Below are 25,348 nucleotides of genomic sequence, written 5' to 3'. Positions count from 1 at the left end.
AAAACATCCGCTACTAGAGCGGATGTTCTTTATATTTATTTGTTGTTACTTCTTAGTAATCTCTTTTCTTAAGTGCTTCCCAAGCAGCAGCATCTACTGCAGATACAACAACTTTTCTGTCTTTCATTCTTTCAGCATCAGAAGCAGATTCAGCAACTACAGCTTCAGCTTCTCCAACACCTTTAGATTTCAATTGGTTTCCGTTTACTCCTCTTGCTTCTAGTGCAGCAACTACAGCAGCAGCTCTTTTTCTAGAAAGGTTAAGGTTGTAAGCTTCAGATCCTTTTTTGTCTGTGTGACCAGTCAATAGGAATGTTCCACCGTTAGAAGACTTGATAATTTCAGCAGCAGCATCCAATTTAGACTTAGATTCTGGTCTTAGAGTAGACTTGTTGAAGTTAAACAAGATATCTTGCAATGCTACTGTAGCATCATCAGCGTAAGCAGACTGTGGTTTAGGACATCCGTTGTATTGTGCAAGACCTGGAACTGTAGGACAAGCATCGTCTTTGTCAAGGATACCATCACCGTCAGTATCTGGCCAAGGACATCCGTTGTTTTCAGCTGGACCAGCAACATCTGGACAAGCATCATCTTTATCTACAACTCCGTCACCGTCAGTATCTGGCCAAGGACATCCATTGTTTTCAGCTGGACCAGCAACATCCGGACACTGATCATCTTTATCTGGAACTCCGTCTCCGTCAGTATCTGGACAACCTTGGAATTCAGCTAAACCTGGAGTATCTGGACAAGCATCATCTTTGTCTAAGATTCCGTCTTTATCTCTATCAGAGTTACCGAATCTGAACAATAATGAAGCACCAGCTTGCCAGAAGTTAGCAGCGAATGAGTCATCAGTTGGAGTAGAAACATAATCACCTTGAATACCAAGACCGAAGTTCTTAGTCAACCAGAAGTTAGATCCTAAACCTGTAGCCACCGCAAAGTGGTTAGCTCCGATGTTATCTCCATCTCCGTTAACTGCATTAGACTGACCTGTATAATCATGTCTAAGGTAGTTAGCTCCAACTCTTACATATGGATCAAACCAAGACTCTTCATTCCAAAGAGAGTTAGCTTTCCACTGAAGACCAAGACCTGTCATAAGGAAAAATTCCTTACCCATTCCCAATCTTTGGTTGTCAACATTCCCAACAGTTGTTTGCCAGTCTAACACTAAACCTTTCGTAAGGTTTCTTGCAACTGTTAATTTTGAAAGGGGTGGTGTAATGGTAAAGTTATTGATGTTATATAAATCACCAATTGTTTTGCTACCAAAAGCAGTCCCTAGAACTTCACCAGCATCTCCGCCTGCTGCTACGTGATTTTCTGCGTGAGCACCAACACCGATTAACCACTTGTTGTTGGTAGTCTGAGCAAAAACAGTAGAGGCAACAGTAAGTGCCAAGGCTGAAATTCCTAATTTTAGATTTTTCATAGAATTAAATGATTAAATAATTGATAATGCAAATTAAAAATAAATTTTCTTTATAAACAAAGAATATTCAGAGTTTTTTTAACTTTTCTTTAATATTCTGTTCAGATTTCTCTTATTTTCTCTGTCTTTTATAGTTTCTCTTTTATCAAAGAGTTTTTTACCACGTCCCAATGCAATGAGGATTTTCGCCTTTCCTTTATCGTTGATATACAGTTTTAAAGGGATTATCGTATTGCCAACATCTTTGAGTTTTTTTTCAAACTTTTGCAATTCCCTTTTATGAAGCAAGAGTTTTCTTTCTCTTTTGGTTTTATGATTATAGAAGGTTCCAAGCTTATATTCATCAATCATCATGTTAATAATATATAGCTCACCATCTATAAACTGGCAAAAAGATTCCGTTATACTTGCTTTGGAAGAACGCAACGACTTAATCTCGGTTCCAGTAAGAACCATCCCTGCTTCAGCTTCCTCCAAGATTTCGTATTCGAAACGGGCTCGCTTGTTTAAAATATTTACCGACTTCTCTATCTTCATAAGATATTGCAAATTTCTACAATTGCCGAATTTATTTAATTATACAATTTTATTTATATATTTCAAAATTTTCTGACTTTTTATGACTATTTTATCACTAAAAGTACTTTAAAATTAAAGACTTACAGTATGTCTTAAAAACTCGTTTTTTTTCGTAATTTTGCGCCAAATTTACAAAACTATATGTTAACAGTATCTAATTTATCATTACAATTCGGAAAAAGAGTGCTTTTCGATGACGTAAACATTATGTTTACCAAAGGAAACTGCTATGGAATTATCGGCGCAAACGGTGCCGGAAAATCCACTTTCCTAAAAATATTGACCGGAAAACAGGAAGCAACAACGGGAAATGTTTCTTTGGAACCCGGTAAAAGAATGTCGGTTTTAGAGCAGGACCACTTTGCTTACGATAATTACACAGTTTTAGAGACGGTTTTAAGAGGAAACAAAAAACTTTTCGACATCAAAGAAGAAATGGACGCGCTTTATGCAAAAGAAGATTTCTCGGACGAGGACGGAATTAAAGCCGGAGAATTGGGAGTTATTTATGACGAAATGGGCGGATGGAATTCTGAATCTGATGCAATGACGATGCTTTCCAACGTTGGAATTAAAGACGACATGCATTGGCAAATGATGGGCGAGCTAGAAAACAAAGACAAAGTAAAAGTGCTCTTGGCACAGGCTTTATTCGGAAATCCGGATGTTTTGATTTTGGACGAACCTACCAACGACCTTGACATCGAAACAATTTCCTGGTTAGAAGATTTCTTAGCAGATTATGAAAACACAGTAATCGTGGTTTCTCACGACCGTCACTTCCTGGACACCGTTTGTACCCACATCGGAGACTTGGATTATTCTAAACTTAATCTTTACACCGGCAACTATTCTTACTGGTATCAAGCTTCTCAGTTAGCAACAAGACAGAGACAACAAGCCAACAAAAAAGCTGAGGAAAAGAAAAAGGAACTTCAGGAATTTATCGCGAGATTCAGTTCTAACGTAGCGAAAGCTAAACAGGCAACCGCACGTAAGAAGATGATTGACAAGCTTAATATCGACGAAATTAAACCTACTTCAAGAAGATATCCTGCCATTATTTTCGAAACAGAAAGAGAAGCAGGAGACCAAATTTTGGATGTAAAAGATCTTGAAAAAACCAAAGACGGCGAATTATTATTCTCTAATATCGATTTGAACCTTAAAAAAGGCGATAAAGTTGCTGTTCTTTCTAAAAATTCATTAGCAATTACGGAATTTTTCCAAATTTTAGCGGGAGAATCTCAAGCTGATAAAGGAACGTTTAACTGGGGAATTACGACGACACAGTCTTACATGCCTCTTGACAACACAGATTTCTTCCAGGAAGACATCAACCTTGTAGATTGGTTGAGACAGTTCACAAAAAATGACGAAGAGCGCCACGAAGAATATATGAGAGGTTTCCTTGGAAAAATGTTATTCTCGGGTGATGAAGCTTTGAAATCTTGTAAAGTGCTTTCCGGAGGTGAAAAAATGCGTTGTATGTTCAGCCGAATGATGTTGCAGAGAGCAAATATTTTGTTGATGGATGAACCAACCAACCACTTGGATTTGGAAAGTATCACCACGTTGAACAACTCTTTAACGAACTTTAAAGGAACTATTTTGCTGGCTTCTCATGACCACGAAATGCTTCAAACCGTTTGTAACAGAATTATCGAGTTAACGCCAAAAGGAATCATTGACAGAACAATGACTTACGATGAATATTTGGCTGACAAAAAGATTAAAGAACTTCAGCAGCAAATGTATTCGTAAAGACGAATTACGAATTTGTAATACAAAACCGCGCAAGAAATTGGGCGGTTTTTTGTTGCTGAAATTTTTTATTATTTGGTTTGAATGATTGTATGAAAACTGAATTTTCTTTGAAATCCTGCGTTCATAGCCCTGGTTGGAGCGACATCCTTTCTTTTAGGCGCGGCGGCTTCGCCGCCGCGCCTAAAAGAAAGATACAGCGGAAAACAGGTTCCCGGCTCCAAAAAGATTGTAAAAAATTCCCTATTTTTGTAAGATTATGAGTCAAAAATGGATTTATAAACCCGAACCCGATGAAGATGTTGTTGATGGATTGAGCTCCTCGCTTGGTTTTGGAACTTTTGAATCCAAAATCCTCGTTCTGCGCGGCATCGACAATTACCAAAAAGCCCGCGAATTTTTTAAACCGAACGCCGGAGACATCCACAATCCTTTCCTGATGAAGGATATGCAGCTTGCTGTGGACCGTATTGCTACGGCGATTGAAAATGGCGAAAAAATATTGGTTTACGGCGATTACGATGTGGACGGAACTACCGCGGTTGCGCTGGTTTACCTTTACCTCAGCAAAATTGTTGAGAAAAAATATCTGGATTTCTACATTCCCGACAGAAATTCTGAAGGTTACGGAATTTCCACTGAAGGAATTGATTTCGCCAAAGAAAACGGGTTCAGCCTGATTATTGCGCTGGATTGTGGCATAAAAGCCATTGATAAAATTGAATACGCCAAAAGTTTAGACATCGATTTCATTATTTGTGACCACCATTTGCCGGGAGAACAAATTCCGGATGCTGTTGCAGTTTTGGATCCGAAAAGAAGCGACTGCCGATATCCTTTCAAGGAACTTTCAGGTTGTGGCGTTGGGTTTAAGCTTTGTCAGGGTTTAAATACGATTTACAAAATTCCTGAAGCCGAACTTTTTGAATTGACAGATTTACTGGCGATTTCAATTGCCGCAGATATTGTTTCGATGACGGGGGAAAACCGTGTTTTAGCGAAACAGGGATTGAAAATTTTGCGTAAAACAAGAAATCTTGGTCTCAGAATGTTGATTCCGGAAGATAAACTCGCGACGTTTGAAATTTCGAATATTGTTTTTGAAATCGCCCCAAAAATTAATGCTGCCGGAAGAATTTCGCACGGAAAAGCTGCTGTGGAACTGATGGTTTCTGATAATTTGAAACACGCCCATCAAATCGTGAACGAAATTGTGGATTTGAATGATTCACGTCGTGAAATGGATATGAGCAGCACCACAGAAGCCTTGCTTCAGGTGGAAACTACGGGACAAATTTCGAATTTCACCACCATCGTTTACGGACCGGACTGGAACAAAGGTGTTATTGGAATCGTTGCGTCAAGGCTTACGGAAACTTATTACAAACCTACCCTCGTTTTTACTGACGGAAATAATGGAGAAATGGTAGCTTCGGCGAGATCTGTTGCAGATTTTGATGTTCATGATGCGTTGGAAGACTGTTCTTTTCTATTTTTGAAATTTGGAGGACATCCAGCTGCAGCCGGACTTTCGATGGCAAAAGAAAATTTTGAAGCTTTCCGCGAAAAGTTTGAAACTGTGGTAGCCCAAAAAATTCAGGAACATCAGAAGGAACCCAGTATTACAATAGATTCTGATGTCGAAATTGATGATTTGAATAAGGATTTCTTCAATTTCCATAGAAAATTAGCACCTTTCGGTCCACACAATATGAAACCTGTTTTGGTTTTGAAAAATCAGAAAGTTTCAGGTTACGTGAAAACGATGGGAAAAGATAATTCTCACCTTAAATTTTACATCAAACAGGAATCTACCGGAAGAAATATTGAATGCGTTGGTTTCAAACTGGGAAAATATGCAGATGATTTCCGCGAGAAAACTTTCGACATCGCCTTTACAGCTGAAGAAAATCACTGGAAAGGAAATGTGACGTATTATTTGAACATTCGGGATGTGAGGTTTCATGAAGAGCCAAGTAAAAAGAGCCAAGATCCAAGTTCAAACTAATCTGTGAAAACTGTGTTAAATAATAAAAAAATCGGTCTTTTTTTTGGTAGTTTTAATCCAATACATATTGGTCATGTGATTTTGGCGAACTATATTTTGGAGAATTCGGATATGGATGAACTGTGGTTTGTGGTGAGTCCGCAAAATCCGTTTAAAGACAAAAAATCTTTGTTGAAAGACAATAACCGTCTTGACATGGTGCAATTAGCAGTGAAAAATTACCCGAGAATGCGCGCTTCGAATGTGGAATTTTCGCTTCCAAAGCCAAGTTACACGATTGATACACTGACTTATCTTCACGAAAAATATCCTGATGTTTCTTTCTCATTAATTATGGGCGAAGACAATCTCGAAAGTTTAGGCAAATGGAAAAACGCTGAAACGTTGATTAAAAACCATCAAATCATTGTTTATCCAAGAATTTTTGAAGGCGAGAAAAAAGATTCGGAATATCTTCAGCACGAAAATATTTCTTTAATAAAAGCACCAATTGTAGAACTTTCCGCCACAGAAATCCGCAATATGATTAAAGAAGGTAAAAACGTTCGACCAATGCTTCCACCAGAAGTTTTTGAATATTTGGACGGGAGTTCTTTTTATAAGTAATGAGCAATAAGTTATGAGTAATATTCTCGAAAAATTCTTTTCAAAATATCCTGAGGAAAAAATCATCAAATGGTTTCGCAATGTATGTTTATTGGAAGCGATTTCCTGGGCTTTTCTTTTTTCTGCAATGATTTGGATTCGCACTGATAAGGACGGTTTGCTTCCCATCATTTACATTGCAACCATCGGAAATATCCACGGTTTATTCTTTACGCTTTATCTTTTGCTGATTCTTCCGGCGAGAAAAATTTTCAAATGGGATGATGAAGATTTTGTTTTCGCACTGATTTCTGCATTCTTTCCTTTTGCGACGATTTGGGTGGATAAAAAACTGGCGCAGTTTGATAGAGAATAATTTGTGACTTTGAGCAAATGAGATTTTTGAGACCTTGTGATTAGATATCGACAAATCTTTTAATAGAAATTGAACCTGGATGTAACCGATTCGGGTTTTTTGTTGTCTTCTAAAATATACTCAAAATTTTAATTGAAATTTTTCATTTTGATTATCAATAAGTTAAAGCAAATTAAAAATATTTTTTACTACTTTGTATTGCATAATACTAAAATAATAATATATCTTTGTGATGTAAAATAATAAACAAAACTTACAACTAAACAAAAACTAATAGCCAACTAATAACCATCTTAAAGTAAAGCCGCAGCAAAAACTAATACCAAACACAAAAGCTAATACCGAAAATTATAACCAACTGCGGCTTTCTTTTTAAAACCTAAAAAAAACCAACATTATGAAAACGCTCATCACCTCAATCGCACTTCTTTCCGGTATGGTTGCTTTCGCACAGGAAAATCCAAAAAAAGATTCATCAAGAACTCAAAACATTCAGGAAGTAGTTGTTACCAAAAAAGTATTTCAGAAAAAAGCCGACCGTTTGGTGTACGAGGTTGCAGCTTCACCCATTGCAAAAGGATCTAACGCGTTTGATTTGCTGAAAGAAACACCACTTCTTTCTTCTACCGACGATAAAACATTGCAGATTGTAGGAAAAAATGATGCGCAGATTTATATCAACGGCCGAAAAAGCAATATGAATCCTGAAGCTGTGGTAGAAATGATGAAAACCATGCCTTCCGAAAATATTCAGCGGATTGAAGTGATTACGGTTCCGTCTTCGGAGTTTGCAGTAGAAGGAAACCAAGGAATCATTAATATTGTTCTGAAGAAAAAACCAACAGACGGACTGAACGGAAACCTGAAATTTGAAAACAATCAGGCTTATTTTAACAGTCAGAATGCAGCTGCGACTTTAAACTACAGAAAAGGAAAATTAGGAATTGCCGCCAATTTGAACAATGCATACAATAACCGCAGACAGTTTTTGAAACTTTCCAACGGAAATGCAGATTTTGCCCAAACTTCCGAAGGAAATATTGATGAACCATCAAGAAATTTAAGCGGCTATCTTAATATAGATTATGAGCTCAATGAAAAACAAAATCTTGGTTTTTCTTACAACAATTACACTTACAGGTCCAAAGAGCTTCATACAGATTTGTACAATGAATACAAGGATTTAACAACCGGTGATATTTACAGAAGTCAGACTGAAAATTTCGGAACTTCAAAATCCAACGACCATTCTTTTAACCTTAATTACGAACTGAAAACAGATGACAAAGGAAGCAAATTAAGCCTTAGTTCATCCTATTTAATTCACAGAAAAACGGATATTGTAAATGGTTCAACTTACGAAATGGATGCGGCAAGAAACCGCGTAGATTTAATGAAACAGTTTCGTCAGGATATGCCATTAAATATTGATAATTATGGAGTTTTGGCAGATTACATCAAAAAATTCAAGAATGATTATACCTTAAGTTTTGGCGCAAGTTACAACCACACAAAAACCGACAGCGACACTCAGTTTTTTAATTTAAAACCACCTACAGGAACAGAGTCAAATCAATCCAACCATTTTGTTTACACCGAAAAAATTCCGAGCGCTTATGTAACTTTAGAAAAGAATTTTGGTGAAAAATGGACTTCAAAATTAGGTTTCAGATACGAAATCACCAAATCTGAAGGCGTTGTTTTGGATAAAGACATCACGATAAACCGCGACAACAAATCTTTTCTACCCTACGTAAGTATTGGTTACAATCCAAGCCAAAATCACAGTTTTTCTTATAGCTTTTCCAGCAGAATTGAAAGACCTGCATTTTGGGCAATTGCTCCGAACAAAATTTATTTAACAGCCAATAATTATGTACAGAACAATCCTTTTGCAAAGCCGGAAACCTATTACAACCAAGAGTTGATGTACATGTACAAAAGCGCATACTTTCTTAATTTGAGCCACAGTTTCGTAAAAGATGCTGCAGAACAAATTCCGTTACAGGGAATTAATAATCAAACCGGAGAAAATGTTTTAGCATATATCCGAAACAATTATGGCGACAAACAGGAAATGACGGCTTCAGTTGGGATGCAGAAAACATTTTTCAAAGGAATCTGGACAGCCAACAACAGTGTTTTTGTAGGGCACAATATTTACAAAGGACAAGTAAGCGGAGACCCAACAGATACTAAAAACGAAGTAACCTTCAACACCAATGTTATCGACTACTCCTCTACATTTATGGGCTTGAATCTAAATAACACCATCAGGTTAAGCAGCAAAAAAGACTGGTTCTTGGGAGTTAATTATTTCTACACTTCAAGCTTGATGATAGAATTAGGAAAACTGGAACCTTTCCACGGTTTGAACCTTTCTTTGAAGAAAACTTTAGACAACTGGACTTTTAATCTACAAGCGAGAGACGTCTTCCATACTTCAGAAAACAAAATTATCGGCTATCAGAACAACGGCGATTACAATATTGTGGATCAAAACCAATACAGAAGAAGATTGATTTTCACGGCAACTTATACGTTCGGAAATCAAAAAATTCAGAAAGTAAGAAAAATTGGTGGAGCAAATGATGATGTTAAAAACAGAACCGGAAACTAACAACCATTGTCACGCTGATCTTGTTGAAGCGTCTTTCTCAAACTAAATTTTTCAAGAAGAATCCGCCTCATGTACTTTGAGACGGATTCTTTTGATTCTTACACTCTCAAGTCTTGATTCTTGGCCCCTAATTCTTGGCTCTTTTGCTACTTTCTCGGCAAAAAAACCTCAGCCAACATACATCTAGCGCTTCCTCCTCCGTTGGTTTCAATCGTATTCAAGCCGGAATAAATAATTTCAGAATATTTTTCGATGGCAGAAATTTGTTCTGGCGTTAAGGATTTGTAAGCCGTTTCGCTCATTACCAAAAAAGTTTTTCCTTCAGAATTTCTTACCTGAAGCATATTTCCGGCGAACTGCTGCATTTGTTCCTCCGAAATTTCGATAATCTCTTTTTCAGAATGTTTAATCATCTCCTGCACTTTTTCACGCTCCATTTCATCATCAATACAGTCCAAACAAATCACAACAAATTTGTCCGCAACACACATCATCACATTCGTGTGGTAAATTGGAAGCCTTTCCGCTCCTGCGTTTTGGAAAGAATGAAAAACTACCGCTTCGTAGCCAATTTTATGACAGAATTTTCTGAAAAGTTCCTCATCCAAACGTAAAGAAACCGAGCCGTAAACAATTTTGAAATCATGGTCGAAAATCATACTTCCTGTTCCTTCCAGGTATTTTTCTTCGTTTTCGAAATGGGAAATATCATCAACTTCTGCAATTTCAAAGCCTTGGTTTTTAATCTCTTCTAAAATTTCGGAACGTCTTTCATCACGACGATTGGGTGCAAACATAGGATAAAGAAAAACTTTGCCGTCCGCGCCGAAACTTACCCAGTTGTTAGGGAAAATAGAATCCGGAGTATGTGGTTGCAAAGTGTCTTTCACTGTAATGACGTTAATTCCTTTGGAACGCAGTTTTTCAGCAAAATTTTTAAATTCATGCAGTGCTTTTTCCTGCGTATCAGCATTTTCAGAATTGACCTGGAAATAATTGTTTTCCGCAGTTTGAGTGTTATAACCGAAAGCAATCGGCTCTATCATTAAAACGGTGTCCGTTGTTTGCATTTTGTGACTTTAATTGGGTAAAAATAATTAATTTTAAAGGGATAAAACGAATAAAATGTTAGAAATTGCCTGTTTTGAAATTACTTCCGCCGAAACCGCACTCCGTTCTGTTGCAGACCGAATTGAAATTTGTGCAGAGCAACAGTTGGGTGGAATTACACCCAATATCGAAGAATTCCGGTATTTGAAATCCGTGTACATGAAACCAATTTTTGTGATGCTTCGTCCGAAAGGTGGCTCGTTTTTGTATTCTGAGGATGAATTTTTACAGATGAAACAAAGCCTAATAGATTTCAAAAAATCCGGAGCGGATGGTTTTGTTTTTGGAATTCTGAATTCGGGAAATACGGTTGATGAAGCGAGAAACAGAGAGCTCGTCGAACTTGCAGGAGAAATTCCGTGTACGTTTCACCGGGCGATTGACAGAACACCGGATTTGGAGGCTGCCATTCAAAAAATTATTGAAATCGGTTTTAAATCAGTTTTGACTTCGGGCGGAAAAAGTTCTGCAATGGAAGGAAAAGAGCAACTGAAAAATTTAGTTGAAAAATACAGCAACCAAATTGAAATTCTGATTGGCGGCGGTGTACGTTCAAATAATATTTCGGAGCTGAAAAATTATACCAACGGAACTTCTTTTCATTCGTCTGCAATTCCGTCGTATGAGCTGTTTGCGAATGAGGACGAAATAAAAAAACTGAAAAGCCGCATCTCGTAACTAGCCCCGATTGTAATGAAAATCCTTTTTTGTGAGAGGATATGCCGAACAAAAAAGATTGTAATGGAAAGCGGGAATAAGCTCCTAAAAAATTATTCCCTTACCAAAGGCATTGTGGAGCAACGCAGCAAACCGCCCATTTTCGAAATTTCGCGGTACGGAATTTCTTCCACCGTCATTCCCCACTCGTTTCGCATGTGGTTGTTCATTCTAATAAACGCTTTGTCGGAAACCACCACTTCCGGGGAAATGGAAAAAATATTCGGGTTCATTTCGTACATCTCTTCTTTGGTGACGTGGAAACAGTTTTCTTCGCCGAAAATATCGAGCAACAGTCGGTAATCGCTTTCGTCCACAAAACCGTCTTTGTAGATGATGCATTTGTCGGTTCCAACGGGGTTAAAAGTACAGTCGAGGTGAAGAATTCCTTCGTACGGAATGGTATCGTTTTTCTTGAGTTCCAAATCGATGATTCTTTTTTTCGGGAAATATTCTTTTAGAATTTCGATAGCATATTCGTTGGTTCTGGCGGTTTTGAAGTTTCTGTAATCTTCGCTGAAGCAAGTTCCGATAAACAGGAAATCGTTCCAGACAATCACGTCGCCGCCTTCTACATGGGCTGTTTCCGGAAGATTGATGATGTCGCGCCATTTTACCTTCTCGAAAATTTTGCGATAAGCGTCCTGTTCATCGGCTCTGTCCGAAATTACATTGGAAATAATCATTTTATCATCGATAACGAAAGCCACGTCGCGTGCGAAAACCTGGTTGTAGCCCTCGATAACTTCTGGGCGATAGACATTGACTCCATATTTCTGCAGCACGCTTTCGAATTCCGTCATTTCGTGGATGATGTCGTGCTCTGCAGGATAGATATTTTTCTGGATGCTTTCGTAGGATTTAGCGTCGTAGCTTTCTTCCAGTGTTGGGATTTTACCCATGGAATTGGGTTGACCTAATACTACGGATTTCAGCTTTCCTGTTTCGTTTTTGATGTTCAGTTTCATAAAATAGGAGAATGAAGCAAATATAAACAAAGGTTTTGGATAGGGAAAATTGGATTTTTCAATCTGAAAAATTATAGAAAATCCAAAGGACTTATCCGTTGCATCCAAAATACGTTTAATTTCGATGCTAAGAAATTTTGGCAATTTTTTCTGCTCGCGTTGGGGATAAAGATGCTGAAGATTTAATTTTCTTCCGTAGATTTCTGCATAAATTTGTAACTATCAATTGTATTTTTGGCAAATCGCTAAATTATGAGAACACTTTGGAAGCGCTCAACTAAAATATGATTTTTCATAATTGTTTCGTTTATCCACAATTATATATAATAAAAACACTGATAATCAATGACATAAAAAAAAACATCTGAGTTAAAGCAAATTCCGATGTAAGTTGTATAAACGAAATTCGTATATTTAGCCGTTATCTCCAACCTTATATCGATTATGGAAAAACAATTTATAGATATTTTTAAAGAATTTTTATTATCAAAAGGATATCCTGAAAATAGTCTATTGTTTGAATTCAAATCCTCTAAAATTCACCCAAAATTCAGACCTGATTTATTAGTTATTGATACAGAAAATGACAATTTTTTATGTTTATTTGAATTTAAATCTTCAACTTCGGAAAAAAGTGATTTAATTAATGAAATAAACTATTATCAAGATGATTTTCTATCAAATTTACAAGAAGATATACCTGTTTATTTAGTTTTAAGTTTTGGATTTGGAAAAGATTTTCAAATTTTCGAATTGATAGATGGGGCCCTAAAACTAATTCCAGATGATGAATTCCCAAGGTATGAAACCCTTGTATCACAACAAAAAACTGAAGAAAAAATTGAAAAAGAAAGAATCCAAAAATATAAAATTGGAGAATTAAAAGAAAGAAAAAAAAGAGTGTGGTTAAGCTCAATGCTTTCCATTTTAAGTCTTGTCGTTGGAATAATTACTGTGGTTTACTCACTAAATTTGAATAAAAAAACAAACAACTCCTCAACTTTTTCATCATCTTGCAATTGTGATTCGATTAAAACTGAAATAAAAAATTTGAAAAAATTAATAAATCAAATTGACAAAAAAACAAATCAAAATGTAAGTTCGTCCAAGAATAACCCTGTAAATTCGGATATAGCAGATTTAACAAATAGAATAGAAGTTATTGAAAAAGGAATTTCAGATAATCCTGAAAAAACACTTTCGTTACTTAATATGAATAACGACATTTCTCAATTAGAAAAAAGTGATGAATCTTTAAGGGAAATCAACAAAACAGAAATAGAATCTTTAAAAAATGAAATGGAAAATCAAAACTCGTGGATATCAGGATTACTAATTACAATTTTTGGCCTTGTTTTAAGTTTTGCAGTTCCAAATCTTTTGGCAAATATTAAAGAAAATAAATAAAACTAAAAAGGCTGCAGATAACATTGTATTTGTGCAATGTGGTTTGAATAGATTCTTTGAGAAATCAGTTAACAAAATCCGCAAAAATGATTTTAGTATTTCTTTTTTGCATAACTTAGAAATCTGAAAAAGCATTTTGCTTCGCGCTGTTTGTACCCACTTTCGGTTTGCATTAGCCCGCACTGCAAAAAATACTTTTTCCGTTATAAGACGTTTACCCACATTTCATTGGTCTCCGCTAAGCGGAGTTTTTTTATTTTTTTTTTGAAATTTATCTTCCTGTACAAAACCAAAAAAATCCCCGAAAATTCGGGGATTTTATATTTGATAACTTTAAAAAGATTTATCTGTTCTCCATGGTAATGTAATCTCTTTTCTGTGCGCCCTGGTAAACCTGTCTTGGTCTTCCAATTGGGTCGCCTTTTAAGCGCATTTCTTTCCATTGAGAAATCCATCCCGGCAGTCTTCCTAATGCGAACATTACGGTAAACATTTCGGTAGGAATTCCTAACGCTCTGTAGATAATTCCGGAGTAGAAATCTACGTTTGGATATAGTTTTCTTTCTACGAAGTAATCGTCTTCCAAAGCTACTTTTTCTAGCTGCATTGCGATGTCCAAAGCTTTGTCATCAATTCCAAGTGCATCCAAAATATCGTCTGCTGCTTTTTTGATGATTTTTGCTCTTGGATCGAAGTTTTTGTACACTCTGTGTCCGAAGCCCATCAAACGGAAATTATCGTCTTTGTTTTTTGCTTTTTCTACATATTTTGCAACGTCTCCACCGTCTGCTTCAATCATTTCAAGCATTTCGATTACCGCTTGGTTGGCTCCACCGTGAAGTGGACCCCAAAGTGCAGAAACACCCGCAGATATAGAAGCAAACAAACCTGTATGAGCAGAACCTACCATTCTTACTGTAGAAGTAGAACAGTTTTGCTCGTGATCTGCGTGAAGAATTAATAATTTATCCAAAGCATCTACAACAACCGGATTCATTTCAAATTCCTCGTTTGGAAGACGGAATGCCATTTTGTAGAAGTTTTCAACATAGTTTAGTTTATTATCTCCGTGGTTCATTGGAAGTCCCTGCGTTTTTCTGTACGTCCATGCACAAAGGTGAGAGAACTTCGCAATTAATAATTCTGCAGCATGATCCAAATCTTCTTTAGAGCTTACATCTACCGCTTTCGGGTTGAATGCTGTAAGAGCAGAAGTAAGGGAGGACAAAACTCCCATAGGATGCGCAGAACGAGGGAAAACATCGATAATTTTCTTCATTTCCTCTGCCACGAAATTGTATTTCTTGATGTTGGCTTCAAACTGAGAAAACTGATCTTTATTCGGAAGTTCGCCATTCAGCAAAAGATACATTACCTCTGTAAAGTTCGACTGCTCTGCAATTTGCTCAATAGGATAACCACGGTAGTACAATTCACCTTTGTCGCCATCAAGGTAAGTGATATCACTTAACGTCGCTCCGGTATTTTTGTAACCCAGGTCTAAAGTAATAAGGCCGGTTTGGTCTCTTAGTTTGGAAATGTCTATTCCTCTGTCACCAATGGTGCTATCTACAATCGGATATTCGTAAGAATTACCGTCATAGTTCAATACAACTTTATTATCTGACATCTTAAAAATTATTTTTTACTAATGTATGAATTTTGATAGAGAGCCACAAACGAATTGCACCCTTGTCAATTTATCCTGTCTATTATCTTTTTACTTTAAATGCATCAAGACCCGGGAAAATTGCGTTTTCTCCCAAAGCTTCTTCAATTCTCAACAACTGGTTGTATTTCGCCATCCTGTCCGAACGGGAAGCTGAACCTGTTTTGATTTGTCCACAGTTGGTTGCCACCGCCAAATCTGCAATGGTTGAATCTTCAGTTTCACCAGAACGGTGAGACATTACTGCTGTGTATTTGTTGTGTTGAGCCATTTGAACAGCGTTCAAAGTTTCAGTAAGAGAACCGATTTGGTTTACTTTTACCAAGATTGAGTTTCCGATTCCTTGGTTAATACCTCTTGAAAGTCTTTCAACATTGGTTACGAAAAGGTCATCACCCACCAACTGAACTCTGTCGCCAATTTTGTCTGTCAACATTTTCCAACCTTCCCAATCGTTTTCCTGCATACCGTCTTCAATAGAGATAATTGGATATTTGTTAGCCAGTTCTGCCAAGTAAGAAACCTGTTCTGAACTTGAGAATTTCGGTGCATCAGCAGTTTGGAATTTCGTATAATCGTAGATTCCGTCTTTGTAAAATTCTGAAGCAGCACAGTCTAAAGCCAGCATAATATCGTCACCAGGTTTGTAACCTGCTTTTTCAATTGCCTGAAGCAAAGTATCCAAAGCATCTTCAGTTCCTGTGAAAGTTGGCGCAAAACCTCCTTCATCACCTACTGCAGTAGAAAGACCTCTGTCGTGAAGAATTTTCTTAAGGTTGTGGAAAATTTCAGTTCCTTTTCTCAATGCATGAGAGAAAGAATCTGCTTTTACCGGCATTACCATAAATTCCTGAAACGCAATTGGCGCATCTGAGTGAGAACCACCGTTGATCACGTTCATCATTGGAACAGGAAGTGTATTTGCATTTACACCACCCACATATTTGTAAAGCGGCATTCTCAATTCCGTTGCAGCGGCTTTTGCAGCAGCAAGTGAAACTCCAAGAATGGCGTTTGCGCCAAGATTTCCTTTATTTTTAGTCCCGTCCAAATCAATCATAATTTGATCGATGAAGTTTTGGTCGAAAACTGGAAGACCAACCAATTCCGGAGCGATTACATCCTTAACATTTTCAACTGCTTTAAGAACACCTTTCCCCATAAATTCTGAACCTCCATCGCGAAGTTCAACCGCCTCATGTTCTCCTGTTGATGCTCCCGAAGGAACAGCAGCGCGTCCCATTGCACCACTTTCGGTAAATACGTCAACTTCTACAGTAGGATTACCTCTTGAATCCAAAATCTGTCTTGCTTCAATGTAAGAAATGTAACTCATTGTATTTTTTGTTTAATTTTTTAATATTTAGACATACAAATTTACGGAATATTTTCCGAGAACAGACGCTTTTAAACCCTTAAAAAAAGCATAAAACTTAGATTTGAATCAGAAGAATCAGACCGTCATTCCTAAGATTAAGAAAATAAGAAAGCCCATGAAAAAAGTTCCGGTGTACAGCGGTTTGTCTTCTTCTGAATGCGCTTCTACCAAAAGTTCTTCGGTAACCAAATAAAGCAACGCTGAAAGCCCGAAAGAAAGTACCAGTTCCATCCAGTAATCCGGCAAATGCTGCAGCAAAGTTCCGCCCAAAGTTGCACTTACAATAAACAGTGACGAAAGTAAAATAATATGTTTAATGGTTGTTGCTTTTGAAATTCCTTCATTCTGCATTTCGAGTGAAGTTGCAATCCCCATGGAAAACATTTCGAGCGCAATGGCGAAAGCCAATAACATTCCGGCTTTTTCACCGGCAGCAAACCTAATTCCGAGTAATTAACCGTCGATAAAAACATCTACACCAATCGCAACGATGAACGCCAGCGGAACTTTGGGAACTATTTTAGTCGTTTTTTCGAGGTTGGAATCTTTCTCGGCAAATTGTTTTACCAAAAGCATCGTTAATGTTGCCACGACAAAACCTATAGCCACAAACAAAGGCTGATGCATTTCTATTACATCCGGCAAAATTTCTAGCCACAACAGAGAAAATTACACCGCCTGCAAAATGCAGAATAATGCTACGGAAAGCTTGGTTTGGTTTTTTAATAACTGCAAGAATTCCTCCAGCTACAAAAGTTACTAAAGGAATGCAGGTCCACAAAAGTATCGTTTTAAGTGTATCGGACATTTTCTGAAAATATTTAATCTAATTTACGGAAAATGGTGCGATATTCGCTGCGGTTTTGCTAAATTGTATCATTAAACAAAAGAATTATTATGAAAAAAATCCTTGTGTTAGCTGCAGCAGGTTTTCTTACCCTTACAGCCTGCAAAAAAGCAGAAAGCGGCAATAAAAATGTTTTGGTTGAAGAAAACACGTCAACCGAAATCTCCAACAATAACGGAGTTTCAGATACTGTTATGACTTCTTCCAAGGAAACTGTTGTGGACGGAAACAAATCCGGAAGCAATTCTTATACCTATAAAGGCACAGACGGAACACGTGCAAAAGTAATTTTCGAAAATTCCGACAAATCGAGTACGCTAACTATTCAGGCGAACGGCAACAAGTTTCAGCTGGATAAAAAAGCGGACGGACAATATGAAAGAAACGGCATAAAAGCTACGGTAAAAGGAGATTCTATTACCATTGATCAGGATAATAACGTGATTGATTTGGTGAGAGATAAATAACCTCCAAATCTTGAAAACAAAAAACCGCGCAACTTCGTTGCGCGGCTTTTATATATTAAAAACTTTAGAAATTATTCTTCAGTTTTTTCTTCTGTAGAATCTGCAGCTTCTGCTGTTGGTTCTTCAGTTTTCGCTTCTTCTTTAGCTGGAGCAGCTTTTACTTCAGCAACTGCTTCAGTTTTTTTAGTAGTAGCTCTTCTGCTTCTTCTAGTTGCTTTTTTCTCTTCAGCATTAGGGTTGTAAAGCTCGTTGAAGTCTACAAGTTCGATCATTGCAGTATCAGCAGCATCACCTGGTCTGAAACCTGTTTTGATAATTCTTGTATAACCACCGTTTCTTTCTGCGATTTTTGGAGCAACTGTTCTGAATAGTTCAGTAACAGCTTCTTTACTTTGCAGATAAGAGAAAACAGTTCTTCTGTTGTGAGTAGTATCTTCTTTTGCTTTAGTTAATAGAGGTTCAACATATACTCTTAAAGCTTTCGCTTTAGCTACAGTAGTGTTGATTCTTTTATGCTCAATAAGAGAACAAGCCATATTAGAAAGCATTGCCTTTCTGTGAGGCGCTGTTCTTCCTAAGTGATTGAATTTTTTACCGTGTCTCATTGTTTTTTATTTATCAGCGTCTAATTTATATTTCGCAACGTCAAAACCGAAGTTAAGACCTTTTGCATGCACTAATTCTTCTAATTCTGTTAAAGATTTCTTACCGAAATTTCTGAATTTCATCAAATCAGACTTACTGTAAGATACCAATTCGCCAAGCGTTTCTACTTCTGCAGCTTTTAGACAGTTCAATGCTCTTACAGAAAGATCCATGTCTGCCAATTTAGACTTCAAAAGTTGTCTTGTGTGAAGGGTTTCTTCGTCATACTGGATCGATGCTTTTACAGCTTCTGTCTCAAGAGTAATTCTTTCGTCAGAGAAAAGCATGAAGTGATAGATCAAGATCTTAGAAGCTTCAGTTAAAGCGTTCTGTGGAGAAATTGAACCGTCAGTTTCAATATCCAATACTAGTTTTTCGTAGTCTGTTTTTTGCTCTACACGATAGTTTTCAATAGAGTACTGTACTTTTTTGATCGGTGTAAAGATAGAATCGATAGCAATAGTTCCTACAGGAGCATTGTTCGACTTGTTTTGTTCGCTAGGAACGTAACCTCTACCTTTCTCGATGTTGAAAGTAATCTCGAAATTCACATCTTTAGTAGTGTTGCAGATCACCAATTCTGGGTTCAGAACCTCGAAACCGCTTACTGATTTCCCTAAATCTCCTGCAGTAATTACAGTTTGACCGGAAACTTTAGCAGAAACCTGTTCGTTCGCCTGGTTTTCTCCTTTAGCTTTAAGACGCAATTGTTTTAGATTCAGGATGATTTCGGTAACGTCCTCAATAACACCCGGAATTGTAGAAAACTCGTGCTCTACTCCTTCAATTTTGATAGATGAAATAGCGTATCCTTCAAGAGAAGAAAGCAAAACTCTTCTCAATGCATTACCGATCGTAAGACCAAATCCTGGTTCCAAAGGTCTGAATTCGAACTGACCTTTAAAATCATCTGAATTTAAAAGAATTACTTTATCGGGTTTTATGAATTGTAAAATTGCCATATTGTTGGGTTGAGCAAAAATTTGATTAAAATTATTTAGAGTAAAGTTCGACGATTAGCTGTTCTTTAATATCTTCCGGAATTTGGATTCTTTCCGGTGCAGAAATAAAAGTACCTTCTCTTTTCTCGTCGTTGAATTGTAACCACTCGTAGTTTGCTTTAGAAGCAAGTGAGTCAGCAATTACTTCAAGAGATTTTGATTTCTCTCTTACTGCAATTACATCACCAGCTTTTAGCAAATATGATGGAATGTTTACCAATTCTCCGTTTACTGTAATGTGTCTGTGAGATACCAATTGTCTTGCTCCAGCTCTTGTTTTCGCGAAACCAAGTCTGTAGACAACGTTATCTAATCTAGATTCACAAAGTTGTAAAAGAACTTCACCTGTTACACCTTTACTTCTGTGAGCTTTGTCGAACAAATTAGCAAACTGTCTTTCAAGGATACCGTAGGTATATTTTGCTTTTTGTTTTTCAGCTAACTGAGTAGCGTATTCAGATTTTTTTGCTCCTCTTCTTTTATTCGGGCCATGTTGTCCCGGTGGTTGGTTTTTTCTTTTCTCGAAGTTTTTATCATCTCCGTAGATTGCAGCACCAAATTTTCTGGCAATCTTAGTTTTAGGTCCAATATATCTAGCCATAATGGTAATTTCTAAAAATTAAACTCTTCTTCTTTTTGGTGGTCTACATCCGTTGTGCGGCATAGGTGTCACGTCAACGATTTCACTAACTTCAATTCCTGAGTTGTGGATTGATCTGATAGCAGACTCTCTACCTGCACCAGGACCTTTCACAAAAACTTTTACTCTTCTAAGCCCAGCTTCGTGAGCTACTGCAGAGCAATTTTCAGCAGCCATCTGAGCTGCAAAAGGAGTATTCTTTTTAGAACCTCTGAATCCCATTTTTCCGGCAGAAGCCCAAGAGATTACTTCTCCGTTCTTATTCGTTAAAGAAATAATAATATTGTTGAAAGAAGCTTGGATGTGTGCTTCACCAATAGCTTCTACCTTTACTTTTCTTTTTTTAACTGCTTTGGTTTGTTTTGCCATAATTAATTCTAAAGATTATTTACTTGCTTTTTTCTTGTTAGCAACAGTTTTTCTCTTTCCTTTACGGGTTCTAGAATTGTTTTTAGTTCTTTGGCCTCTTAAAGGTAATCCCAGTCTGTGACGTATTCCTCGTTGGCATCCAATGTCCATCAATCGCTTGATGTTCAATTGCACTTCAGAACGCAATTCACCTTCAACTTTTACGTTTTCAGTGATGTAGTTTCTGATTGCTGCCAATTCATCGTCATTCCATTCGTTGACTTTCTTGTCTTCGCTGATACCGGCTGCTTTCAAGATTTCAGAAGAAGTACTTCTTCCAATACCGTAGATGTAAGTTAAACCGATAACGCCTCTTTTGTTTTTTGGTAAATCAATACCTGAAATTCTCGCCATAATTTAATTTTAGCCTTGTCTTTGTTTAAATTTTGGGTTTTTCTTGTTGATTACAAACAGAACGCCTTTACGACGCACAATTTTGCAATCAGCACTTCTTTTTTTGATAGATGCTCTTACTTTCATTTGATGATGTTTATTCTCTTTTAAACGTCAAATGTAACCTTGCGGTTTCATTATATAGTAACTTATTAATATCTAAAAGTGATTCTTCCTTTGGAAAGATCATAAGGAGACATTTCCAGCCTCACTTTATCTCCCGGAAGAAGTTTGATGTAGTGCATACGCATTTTACCAGAAATATGAGCGATAAGCATATGCCCATTTTCCAGCTCCACGCGAAACTGCGCGTTTGAAAGCGCTTCAGTTATTACGCCATCTTGTTCAATATGTTTTTGTTTTGCCATGTACAAAAATTAGTTTGTTGTTCTCGACAATTTTGATTGCATTAAGCCGTCATAGTGATGGTTCAACAAATAAGTATTAATTTGCTGAACGGTATCTAAGATAACTCCCACCATAATCAAAAGCGATGTACCCCCGAAAAACAGGGCAAATCTATCTGTCTGAACTAGTGTTCCGTACACAAGTGCCGGAAGGACTGCAAAGATAGCCAAAAATATTGAACCCGGCAATGTAATTTTGGACAAAATGTCATCCAAGAAATCTGCCGTGTCTTTCCCCGGTCTTACCTTCGGTACCAAACCTCCGTTTCTCTTCAGATCATCGGCCATTTGGTTTACCGGAATTGTAATTGCGGTATAGAAAAATGAAAAAATGATAATTAAAATTGCAAACAAAACATTGTATTGCCAGCTAAAAACATTTTTAAATCCTGCTAAGAATGTATTACTCTCATCTACTTTTGTCAACAATCCCGGAACAAACATCAATGCCTGTGCGAAGATAATCGGCATTACACCGGCAGCGTTTACCTTCAAAGGAATCCACTGTCTTGCACCCTGCATCAAGTTTCTGTTTGAACCACCTCTTGCCTGAGCTCTGCTTACATACTGAATTGGAATTTTTCTTACAGCAACGGATAAAATAATTGCCAAAAGAACTACCAACATCCAGAACAATACTTCGATAAGAATCATTACAGCTCCTAAACCTTCTTTACCATTTTGAGTAGCAACTTCCTGAATGAAAGCTCCCGGAAGATCCGCAAGAATCCCCACCATAATAAGGATAGAGATACCGTTTCCGATACCTTTGTCTGTAATTTTTTCTCCTAACCACATTGCAAATACAGATCCTGCCACCAAAATTACAATACTAGGAAGCCAGAACATAATAGAGTTCGGCTCGATATAGTATGCTGATGAAAACTGCGAATAAGGCAGAAACATCTGTGTAATTGAGGTAAGGTAAGAAGGCGCCTGAACCAAACAAACCGCGATGGTTAACCATCTTGTAATCTGATTCAAAGTATTTCTACCACTTTCACCGTCTTTCTGTAATTTCTGAAGATAAGGAATTGCCATCCCCATCAACTGTACAATAATGGATGCCGAAATGTAAGGCATGATTCCCAAAGCCATAATAGAAGCTCTGGAGAATGCACCCCCTGTAAACGAAGAAAGCAACCCAAGAAGACCAGCTCCCTGTTTGTTGCCACCTTGGTTTTGGTAATGCTCCAAAAGACTTCCCACCTCTGCCATGTTAATGGCAGGAAGGGAAATATAAGATGCGAATCTATACACAAGAATCAACCCAAGTGTAAATAGGATTTTATCTCTAAGCTCTTTAAGACTCCAAATGTTCTTTAGTGTTTGTATAAATTCTTTCATTCTAAATGATTAAAGAGTAATTGCTTTACCTCCTGCTTTAGAAATAGCTTCTTCTGCAGATTTTGTGAATTTGTGTGCAGAGATTGAAACACCTGTTTTCAATTCTCCTCTACCCATAATTTTCACAATTTCGCTTTTCTTAGCCAATCCGTTTTCTACCAAAACATCTTTTGTAATTTCAGTAATGTTTTTAGCGTCTGCTAAATTTTGGATGGTATCAAGATTAATTGCTCTGTATTCTTTTCTGTTGACGTTGTTGAAACCGAATTTAGGAAGTCTTCTTTGCAAAGGCATCTGTCCACCTTCGAAACCGATTTTCTGGGAGTAACCAGCTCTTGCTTTCTGACCTTTGTGCCCTTTTGTCGAAGTTCCACCGTATCCACTTCCCTGTCCTCTACCAATTCTTTTTGAACTGTGAGTTGAACCAGTTGCTGGTTTGATATTATTTAAATTCATTGTTTTGATTTTAGATGTTAGACGTTAGATGTTAGATCAAAAATCAGATTAAGTTTCGAAAGATTCTACAATCTGATTTCTAACTTCTAACTTCTATATAAAATTATTTTTGAACTTCAACTAAATGACTTACTGCAGCTACCATTCCTAAGATAGAAGGTGTAGCTTCGTGTTCAACAACTTGGTGAAGTTTTTTTAATCCTAATGCTTCAAGCGTTCTCTTTTGGGTTTTTGTTCTACCAATAGCGCTTTTTACTTGTTTTACCTGAATTTTTGCCATTGTTTTAATATTAACCGTTAAATACTTTGCTTAAAGACACCCCTCTCAATTTTGCAATTTCTTCTGGTCTTCTGATATCCAATAACGCTTTGAAAGTAGCTTTCACTACGTTGTGTGGGTTAGAAGAACCTTTAGATTTCGACAAGATGTCGTGTACACCAGCAGACTCCAATACCGCTCTTACCGCACCTCCGGCGATAAGTCCAGTACCGTGTGAAGCAGGTCTCAAGAAGATATCTGCACCACCGTATCTTGCTGAAGTTTGGTGAGGAATAGTGTGATTGATTACAGGAACTTTTACTAAATTTTTCTTAGCATCTTCTACCGCTTTAGCAATAGCAGAAGCCACTTCTTTAGATTTTCCTAAACCGTAACCTACAGTTCCGGCTTCGTCTCCTACAACTACAATTGCAGAAAATCCGAAAGCTCTACCCCCTTTAGTTACTTTTGTTACTCTATTAACAGCTACGAGACGATCTTTAAGTTCTAATCCTCCCGGTTTTACTTTTTCTATATTATCTAGTCCTAACATATTTTCCGAAATTTAATGATTAGAATTTAAGTCCTCCTTCTCTCGCACCATCAGCAAGAGCTTTCACTCTACCGTGGTAAACGAAACCGTTTCTGTCGAACACTACATTTTCGATTCCTGCAGCTTTAGCTTTTTCAGCAATTGCTTTACCTACTTCTGCAGAAACTTCTACTTTAGTTCCTTTAGCGTTCAACGCTCTTGAAGAAGCTGAAGCTAAAGTTTTACCGTCTTTATCGTCGATTAATTGCGCGTAAATCTCTTTATTACTTTTGTAAACAGAAAGCCTTGGCAATTCTGAAGAACCAGAGATTTTTCCTCTTACTCTTCTTTTAATTCTATTTCTTTTTTCTAATTTGCTTAGTGCCATTTTCTTAAGTTTTAAAATTAAGCAGATTTACCAGCTTTACGTCTAACATTTTCTCCAACGAATCTAACTCCTTTTCCTTTGTAAGGTTCAGGTTTTCTGAAAGATCTGATCTTTGCAGCAACCATACCAAGAAGTTGTTTATCGTGAGAAGACAAAGTAATAATTGGGTTTTTACCTTTTTCCGTCAATGTATCTACTTTAATTTCGCTTGGAAGCTCCATTGTGATACCGTGAGAGAATCCTAAAGCCAACTCAAGTTTTTGTCCTGAGTGAGAAGCTCTGTATCCTACCCCTACCAATTCTAGTTGCTTAGAGAAACCTTCAGCTGCTCCTTGCACCATATTATTAATTAACGCTCTGTATAAACCGTGTAGCGCCTTGTGTTGTTTAGAATCAGACGGTCTGCTCACTGTAAGTTCACTATCGTTCTGTTCTAAAGAAATTCCGCCTGTAAGTTCCTGAGAAAGTTCTCCTTTAGGACCTTTTACAGTTACAACACCTTCGTTTTCGGTAATTGTAACTCCTGCTGGAATTGTTATAATTGCTTTACCAATTCTTGACATTTTCCTTTGATTAAAAATTAATAAACATAGCAGATTACTTCACCGCCTACTTTTTCTTCTCTGGCTTTTTTATCTGTCATAACTCCTTTAGAAGTTGAGATAATTGCCACACCCAAACCGTTGAGTACTCTTGGAAGTTCACCGGAACCTTTGTACTGTCTTAGACCTGGTCTTGAAGCTCTTTGGATGCTCTTGATTGCAGGTTTGTTGGTTTGTTTGTCATACTTCAAAGCGATTTTGATATTTCCCTGAACAGCGTTGTCCTCGAACTTGTAGTTCAAGATATAACCCTGGTCAAACAAAATTTTCGTAATCTCCTTTTTGATTTTCGATGCAGGAATTTCCACCACTTTGTGGCCTGCGCTTTGTGCGT

Annotated in this window: 30 protein-coding genes; 8 read left to right on the top strand and 22 right to left on the bottom strand. The window is 37.2% G+C overall.

Going from position 1 to position 25,348, the window contains the following annotated elements; translation table 11 throughout:
• Window positions 1-52: 52 nt before the first annotated feature.
• Both Q0252_RS09280 and smpB read right to left on the bottom strand, forming a co-directional pair.
• Entirely contained in the window at window positions 53-1,441 is a 1,389-nt protein-coding gene (locus Q0252_RS09280; RefSeq protein WP_297985561.1) for an OmpA family protein, read from the bottom strand.
• Window positions 1,442-1,519: 78 nt separating this feature from the next.
• Window positions 1,520-1,978: an SsrA-binding protein SmpB gene (gene smpB / locus Q0252_RS09275; RefSeq protein WP_297985560.1), complete on the bottom strand. Its 459-nt coding sequence runs from the start codon at window positions 1,976-1,978 to the stop codon at window positions 1,520-1,522.
• A 183-nt stretch (window positions 1,979-2,161) separates the two neighbouring features.
• Between smpB and Q0252_RS09270 the strand changes: the two genes are divergently transcribed.
• The 5 genes from Q0252_RS09270 to Q0252_RS09250 all read left to right on the top strand — a co-directional run bounded on the left by Q0252_RS09270 (window position 2,162) and on the right by Q0252_RS09250 (window position 9,373).
• Window positions 2,162-3,784, top strand: coding sequence for an ABC-F family ATP-binding cassette domain-containing protein (locus tag Q0252_RS09270; protein ID WP_297985558.1), 1,623 nt, complete (start codon window positions 2,162-2,164; stop codon window positions 3,782-3,784).
• A 259-nt stretch (window positions 3,785-4,043) separates the two neighbouring features.
• Window positions 4,044-5,792 (top strand): single-stranded-DNA-specific exonuclease RecJ, encoded by a 1,749-nt coding sequence (gene recJ / locus Q0252_RS09265; protein ID WP_297985556.1) that lies wholly within the window; start codon window positions 4,044-4,046, stop codon window positions 5,790-5,792.
• Window positions 5,793-5,804: 12 nt separating this feature from the next.
• Window positions 5,805-6,398, top strand: a complete 594-nt coding sequence (gene nadD, locus Q0252_RS09260; RefSeq protein WP_297985554.1) for a nicotinate (nicotinamide) nucleotide adenylyltransferase — start codon at window positions 5,805-5,807, stop codon at window positions 6,396-6,398.
• A 13-nt stretch (window positions 6,399-6,411) separates the two neighbouring features.
• The gene (locus Q0252_RS09255; RefSeq protein WP_297985552.1) at window positions 6,412-6,753 is read left to right on the top strand and encodes a DUF3817 domain-containing protein; all 342 of its coding nucleotides are present in this window, start codon (window positions 6,412-6,414) and stop codon (window positions 6,751-6,753) included.
• Window positions 6,754-7,150: 397 nt separating this feature from the next.
• Window positions 7,151-9,373 (top strand): TonB-dependent receptor, encoded by a 2,223-nt coding sequence (locus Q0252_RS09250; protein ID WP_297985550.1) that lies wholly within the window; start codon window positions 7,151-7,153, stop codon window positions 9,371-9,373.
• A gap of 146 nt (window positions 9,374-9,519) precedes the next feature.
• Here Q0252_RS09250 and ctlX read toward each other — a convergent pair whose 3' ends face one another.
• A complete protein-coding gene (ctlX, locus tag Q0252_RS09245; RefSeq protein ID WP_297985548.1) occupies window positions 9,520-10,443 on the bottom strand; it encodes a citrulline utilization hydrolase CtlX in 924 nt (307 codons plus the stop codon).
• A 55-nt stretch (window positions 10,444-10,498) separates the two neighbouring features.
• Here ctlX and Q0252_RS09240 point away from each other — a divergent pair, with 55 nt between their 5' ends.
• Window positions 10,499-11,161: a copper homeostasis protein CutC gene (locus Q0252_RS09240; protein ID WP_297985546.1), complete on the top strand. Its 663-nt coding sequence runs from the start codon at window positions 10,499-10,501 to the stop codon at window positions 11,159-11,161.
• Between the two features lie 92 nt (window positions 11,162-11,253).
• On the opposite strand, the gene Q0252_RS09235 is transcribed toward Q0252_RS09240, so the two are convergent.
• A complete protein-coding gene (locus Q0252_RS09235; RefSeq protein ID WP_297985641.1) occupies window positions 11,254-12,168 on the bottom strand; it encodes a dimethylarginine dimethylaminohydrolase family protein in 915 nt (304 codons plus the stop codon).
• Window positions 12,169-12,612: 444 nt separating this feature from the next.
• Between Q0252_RS09235 and Q0252_RS09230 the strand changes: the two genes are divergently transcribed.
• On the top strand, window positions 12,613-13,575 hold the full coding sequence (locus Q0252_RS09230; protein ID WP_297985545.1) for a hypothetical protein: 963 nt from the start codon (window positions 12,613-12,615) through the stop codon (window positions 13,573-13,575).
• Window positions 13,576-13,918: 343 nt separating this feature from the next.
• Here Q0252_RS09230 and Q0252_RS09225 read toward each other — a convergent pair whose 3' ends face one another.
• From Q0252_RS09225 to Q0252_RS09210, 4 genes are all read right to left on the bottom strand, one after another.
• Window positions 13,919-15,205, bottom strand: coding sequence for a citrate synthase (locus Q0252_RS09225; protein ID WP_297985543.1), 1,287 nt, complete (start codon window positions 15,203-15,205; stop codon window positions 13,919-13,921).
• Window positions 15,206-15,287: 82 nt separating this feature from the next.
• Window positions 15,288-16,580, bottom strand: a complete 1,293-nt coding sequence (gene eno, locus Q0252_RS09220) for a phosphopyruvate hydratase (RefSeq protein ID WP_297985541.1) — start codon at window positions 16,578-16,580, stop codon at window positions 15,288-15,290.
• Window positions 16,581-16,697: 117 nt separating this feature from the next.
• On the bottom strand, window positions 16,698-17,036 hold the full coding sequence (locus Q0252_RS09215) for a hypothetical protein (RefSeq protein ID WP_297985540.1): 339 nt from the start codon (window positions 17,034-17,036) through the stop codon (window positions 16,698-16,700).
• A 39-nt stretch (window positions 17,037-17,075) separates the two neighbouring features.
• Complete coding sequence (locus Q0252_RS09210; RefSeq protein WP_297985539.1) at window positions 17,076-17,282, bottom strand: hypothetical protein; 207 nt, start codon at window positions 17,280-17,282, stop codon at window positions 17,076-17,078.
• Between the two features lie 237 nt (window positions 17,283-17,519).
• Between Q0252_RS09210 and Q0252_RS09205 the strand changes: the two genes are divergently transcribed.
• The gene (locus Q0252_RS09205; protein ID WP_297985538.1) at window positions 17,520-17,936 is read left to right on the top strand and encodes a hypothetical protein; all 417 of its coding nucleotides are present in this window, start codon (window positions 17,520-17,522) and stop codon (window positions 17,934-17,936) included.
• Between the two features lie 71 nt (window positions 17,937-18,007).
• On the opposite strand, the gene rplQ is transcribed toward Q0252_RS09205, so the two are convergent.
• The 14 genes from rplQ to rpsH form a co-directional block, all read right to left on the bottom strand.
• The gene (gene rplQ, locus Q0252_RS09200; protein WP_297985536.1) at window positions 18,008-18,541 is read right to left on the bottom strand and encodes a 50S ribosomal protein L17; all 534 of its coding nucleotides are present in this window, start codon (window positions 18,539-18,541) and stop codon (window positions 18,008-18,010) included.
• A 6-nt stretch (window positions 18,542-18,547) separates the two neighbouring features.
• A complete protein-coding gene (locus Q0252_RS09195) occupies window positions 18,548-19,543 on the bottom strand; it encodes a DNA-directed RNA polymerase subunit alpha (protein ID WP_297985535.1) in 996 nt (331 codons plus the stop codon).
• Between the two features lie 31 nt (window positions 19,544-19,574).
• Window positions 19,575-20,183 (bottom strand): 30S ribosomal protein S4, encoded by a 609-nt coding sequence (gene rpsD, locus Q0252_RS09190; RefSeq protein ID WP_297985533.1) that lies wholly within the window; start codon window positions 20,181-20,183, stop codon window positions 19,575-19,577.
• A gap of 18 nt (window positions 20,184-20,201) precedes the next feature.
• Window positions 20,202-20,591, bottom strand: coding sequence for a 30S ribosomal protein S11 (gene rpsK / locus Q0252_RS09185; RefSeq protein WP_297985532.1), 390 nt, complete (start codon window positions 20,589-20,591; stop codon window positions 20,202-20,204).
• A 15-nt stretch (window positions 20,592-20,606) separates the two neighbouring features.
• Complete coding sequence (gene rpsM / locus Q0252_RS09180; RefSeq protein ID WP_297985530.1) at window positions 20,607-20,984, bottom strand: 30S ribosomal protein S13; 378 nt, start codon at window positions 20,982-20,984, stop codon at window positions 20,607-20,609.
• Between the two features lie 9 nt (window positions 20,985-20,993).
• Window positions 20,994-21,110: a 50S ribosomal protein L36 gene (rpmJ, locus tag Q0252_RS09175; RefSeq protein ID WP_007839480.1), complete on the bottom strand. Its 117-nt coding sequence runs from the start codon at window positions 21,108-21,110 to the stop codon at window positions 20,994-20,996.
• A 65-nt stretch (window positions 21,111-21,175) separates the two neighbouring features.
• Window positions 21,176-21,391, bottom strand: a complete 216-nt coding sequence (infA, locus tag Q0252_RS09170; protein ID WP_073177595.1) for a translation initiation factor IF-1 — start codon at window positions 21,389-21,391, stop codon at window positions 21,176-21,178.
• A 9-nt stretch (window positions 21,392-21,400) separates the two neighbouring features.
• On the bottom strand, window positions 21,401-22,777 hold the full coding sequence (gene secY / locus Q0252_RS09165) for a preprotein translocase subunit SecY (protein WP_297985527.1): 1,377 nt from the start codon (window positions 22,775-22,777) through the stop codon (window positions 21,401-21,403).
• Window positions 22,778-22,786: 9 nt separating this feature from the next.
• Window positions 22,787-23,233, bottom strand: a complete 447-nt coding sequence (gene rplO / locus Q0252_RS09160) for a 50S ribosomal protein L15 (RefSeq protein ID WP_297985526.1) — start codon at window positions 23,231-23,233, stop codon at window positions 22,787-22,789.
• A gap of 103 nt (window positions 23,234-23,336) precedes the next feature.
• Window positions 23,337-23,513, bottom strand: a complete 177-nt coding sequence (gene rpmD, locus Q0252_RS09155; protein ID WP_088469638.1) for a 50S ribosomal protein L30 — start codon at window positions 23,511-23,513, stop codon at window positions 23,337-23,339.
• 10 nt (window positions 23,514-23,523) lie between these two features.
• Window positions 23,524-24,045: a 30S ribosomal protein S5 gene (gene rpsE, locus Q0252_RS09150; RefSeq protein WP_297985523.1), complete on the bottom strand. Its 522-nt coding sequence runs from the start codon at window positions 24,043-24,045 to the stop codon at window positions 23,524-23,526.
• A gap of 19 nt (window positions 24,046-24,064) precedes the next feature.
• Window positions 24,065-24,412 (bottom strand): 50S ribosomal protein L18, encoded by a 348-nt coding sequence (gene rplR, locus Q0252_RS09145; protein WP_297985521.1) that lies wholly within the window; start codon window positions 24,410-24,412, stop codon window positions 24,065-24,067.
• 17 nt (window positions 24,413-24,429) lie between these two features.
• The gene (gene rplF / locus Q0252_RS09140; RefSeq protein WP_297985519.1) at window positions 24,430-24,975 is read right to left on the bottom strand and encodes a 50S ribosomal protein L6; all 546 of its coding nucleotides are present in this window, start codon (window positions 24,973-24,975) and stop codon (window positions 24,430-24,432) included.
• 17 nt (window positions 24,976-24,992) lie between these two features.
• Window positions 24,993-25,348, bottom strand: a 356-nt coding sequence (gene rpsH / locus Q0252_RS09135) for a 30S ribosomal protein S8 (RefSeq protein ID WP_297985517.1), incomplete at its 5' end; no start/stop codon positions are given.

Origin of the sequence: uncultured Chryseobacterium sp. (assembly GCF_936933875.1) — a bacterium.
Lineage (GTDB): Bacteria > Bacteroidota > Bacteroidia > Flavobacteriales > Weeksellaceae > CAKZIK01.
The sequence above is the reverse complement of the archived record's forward strand: the minus strand, read 5'-3'. Positions and strand labels throughout refer to the sequence as shown.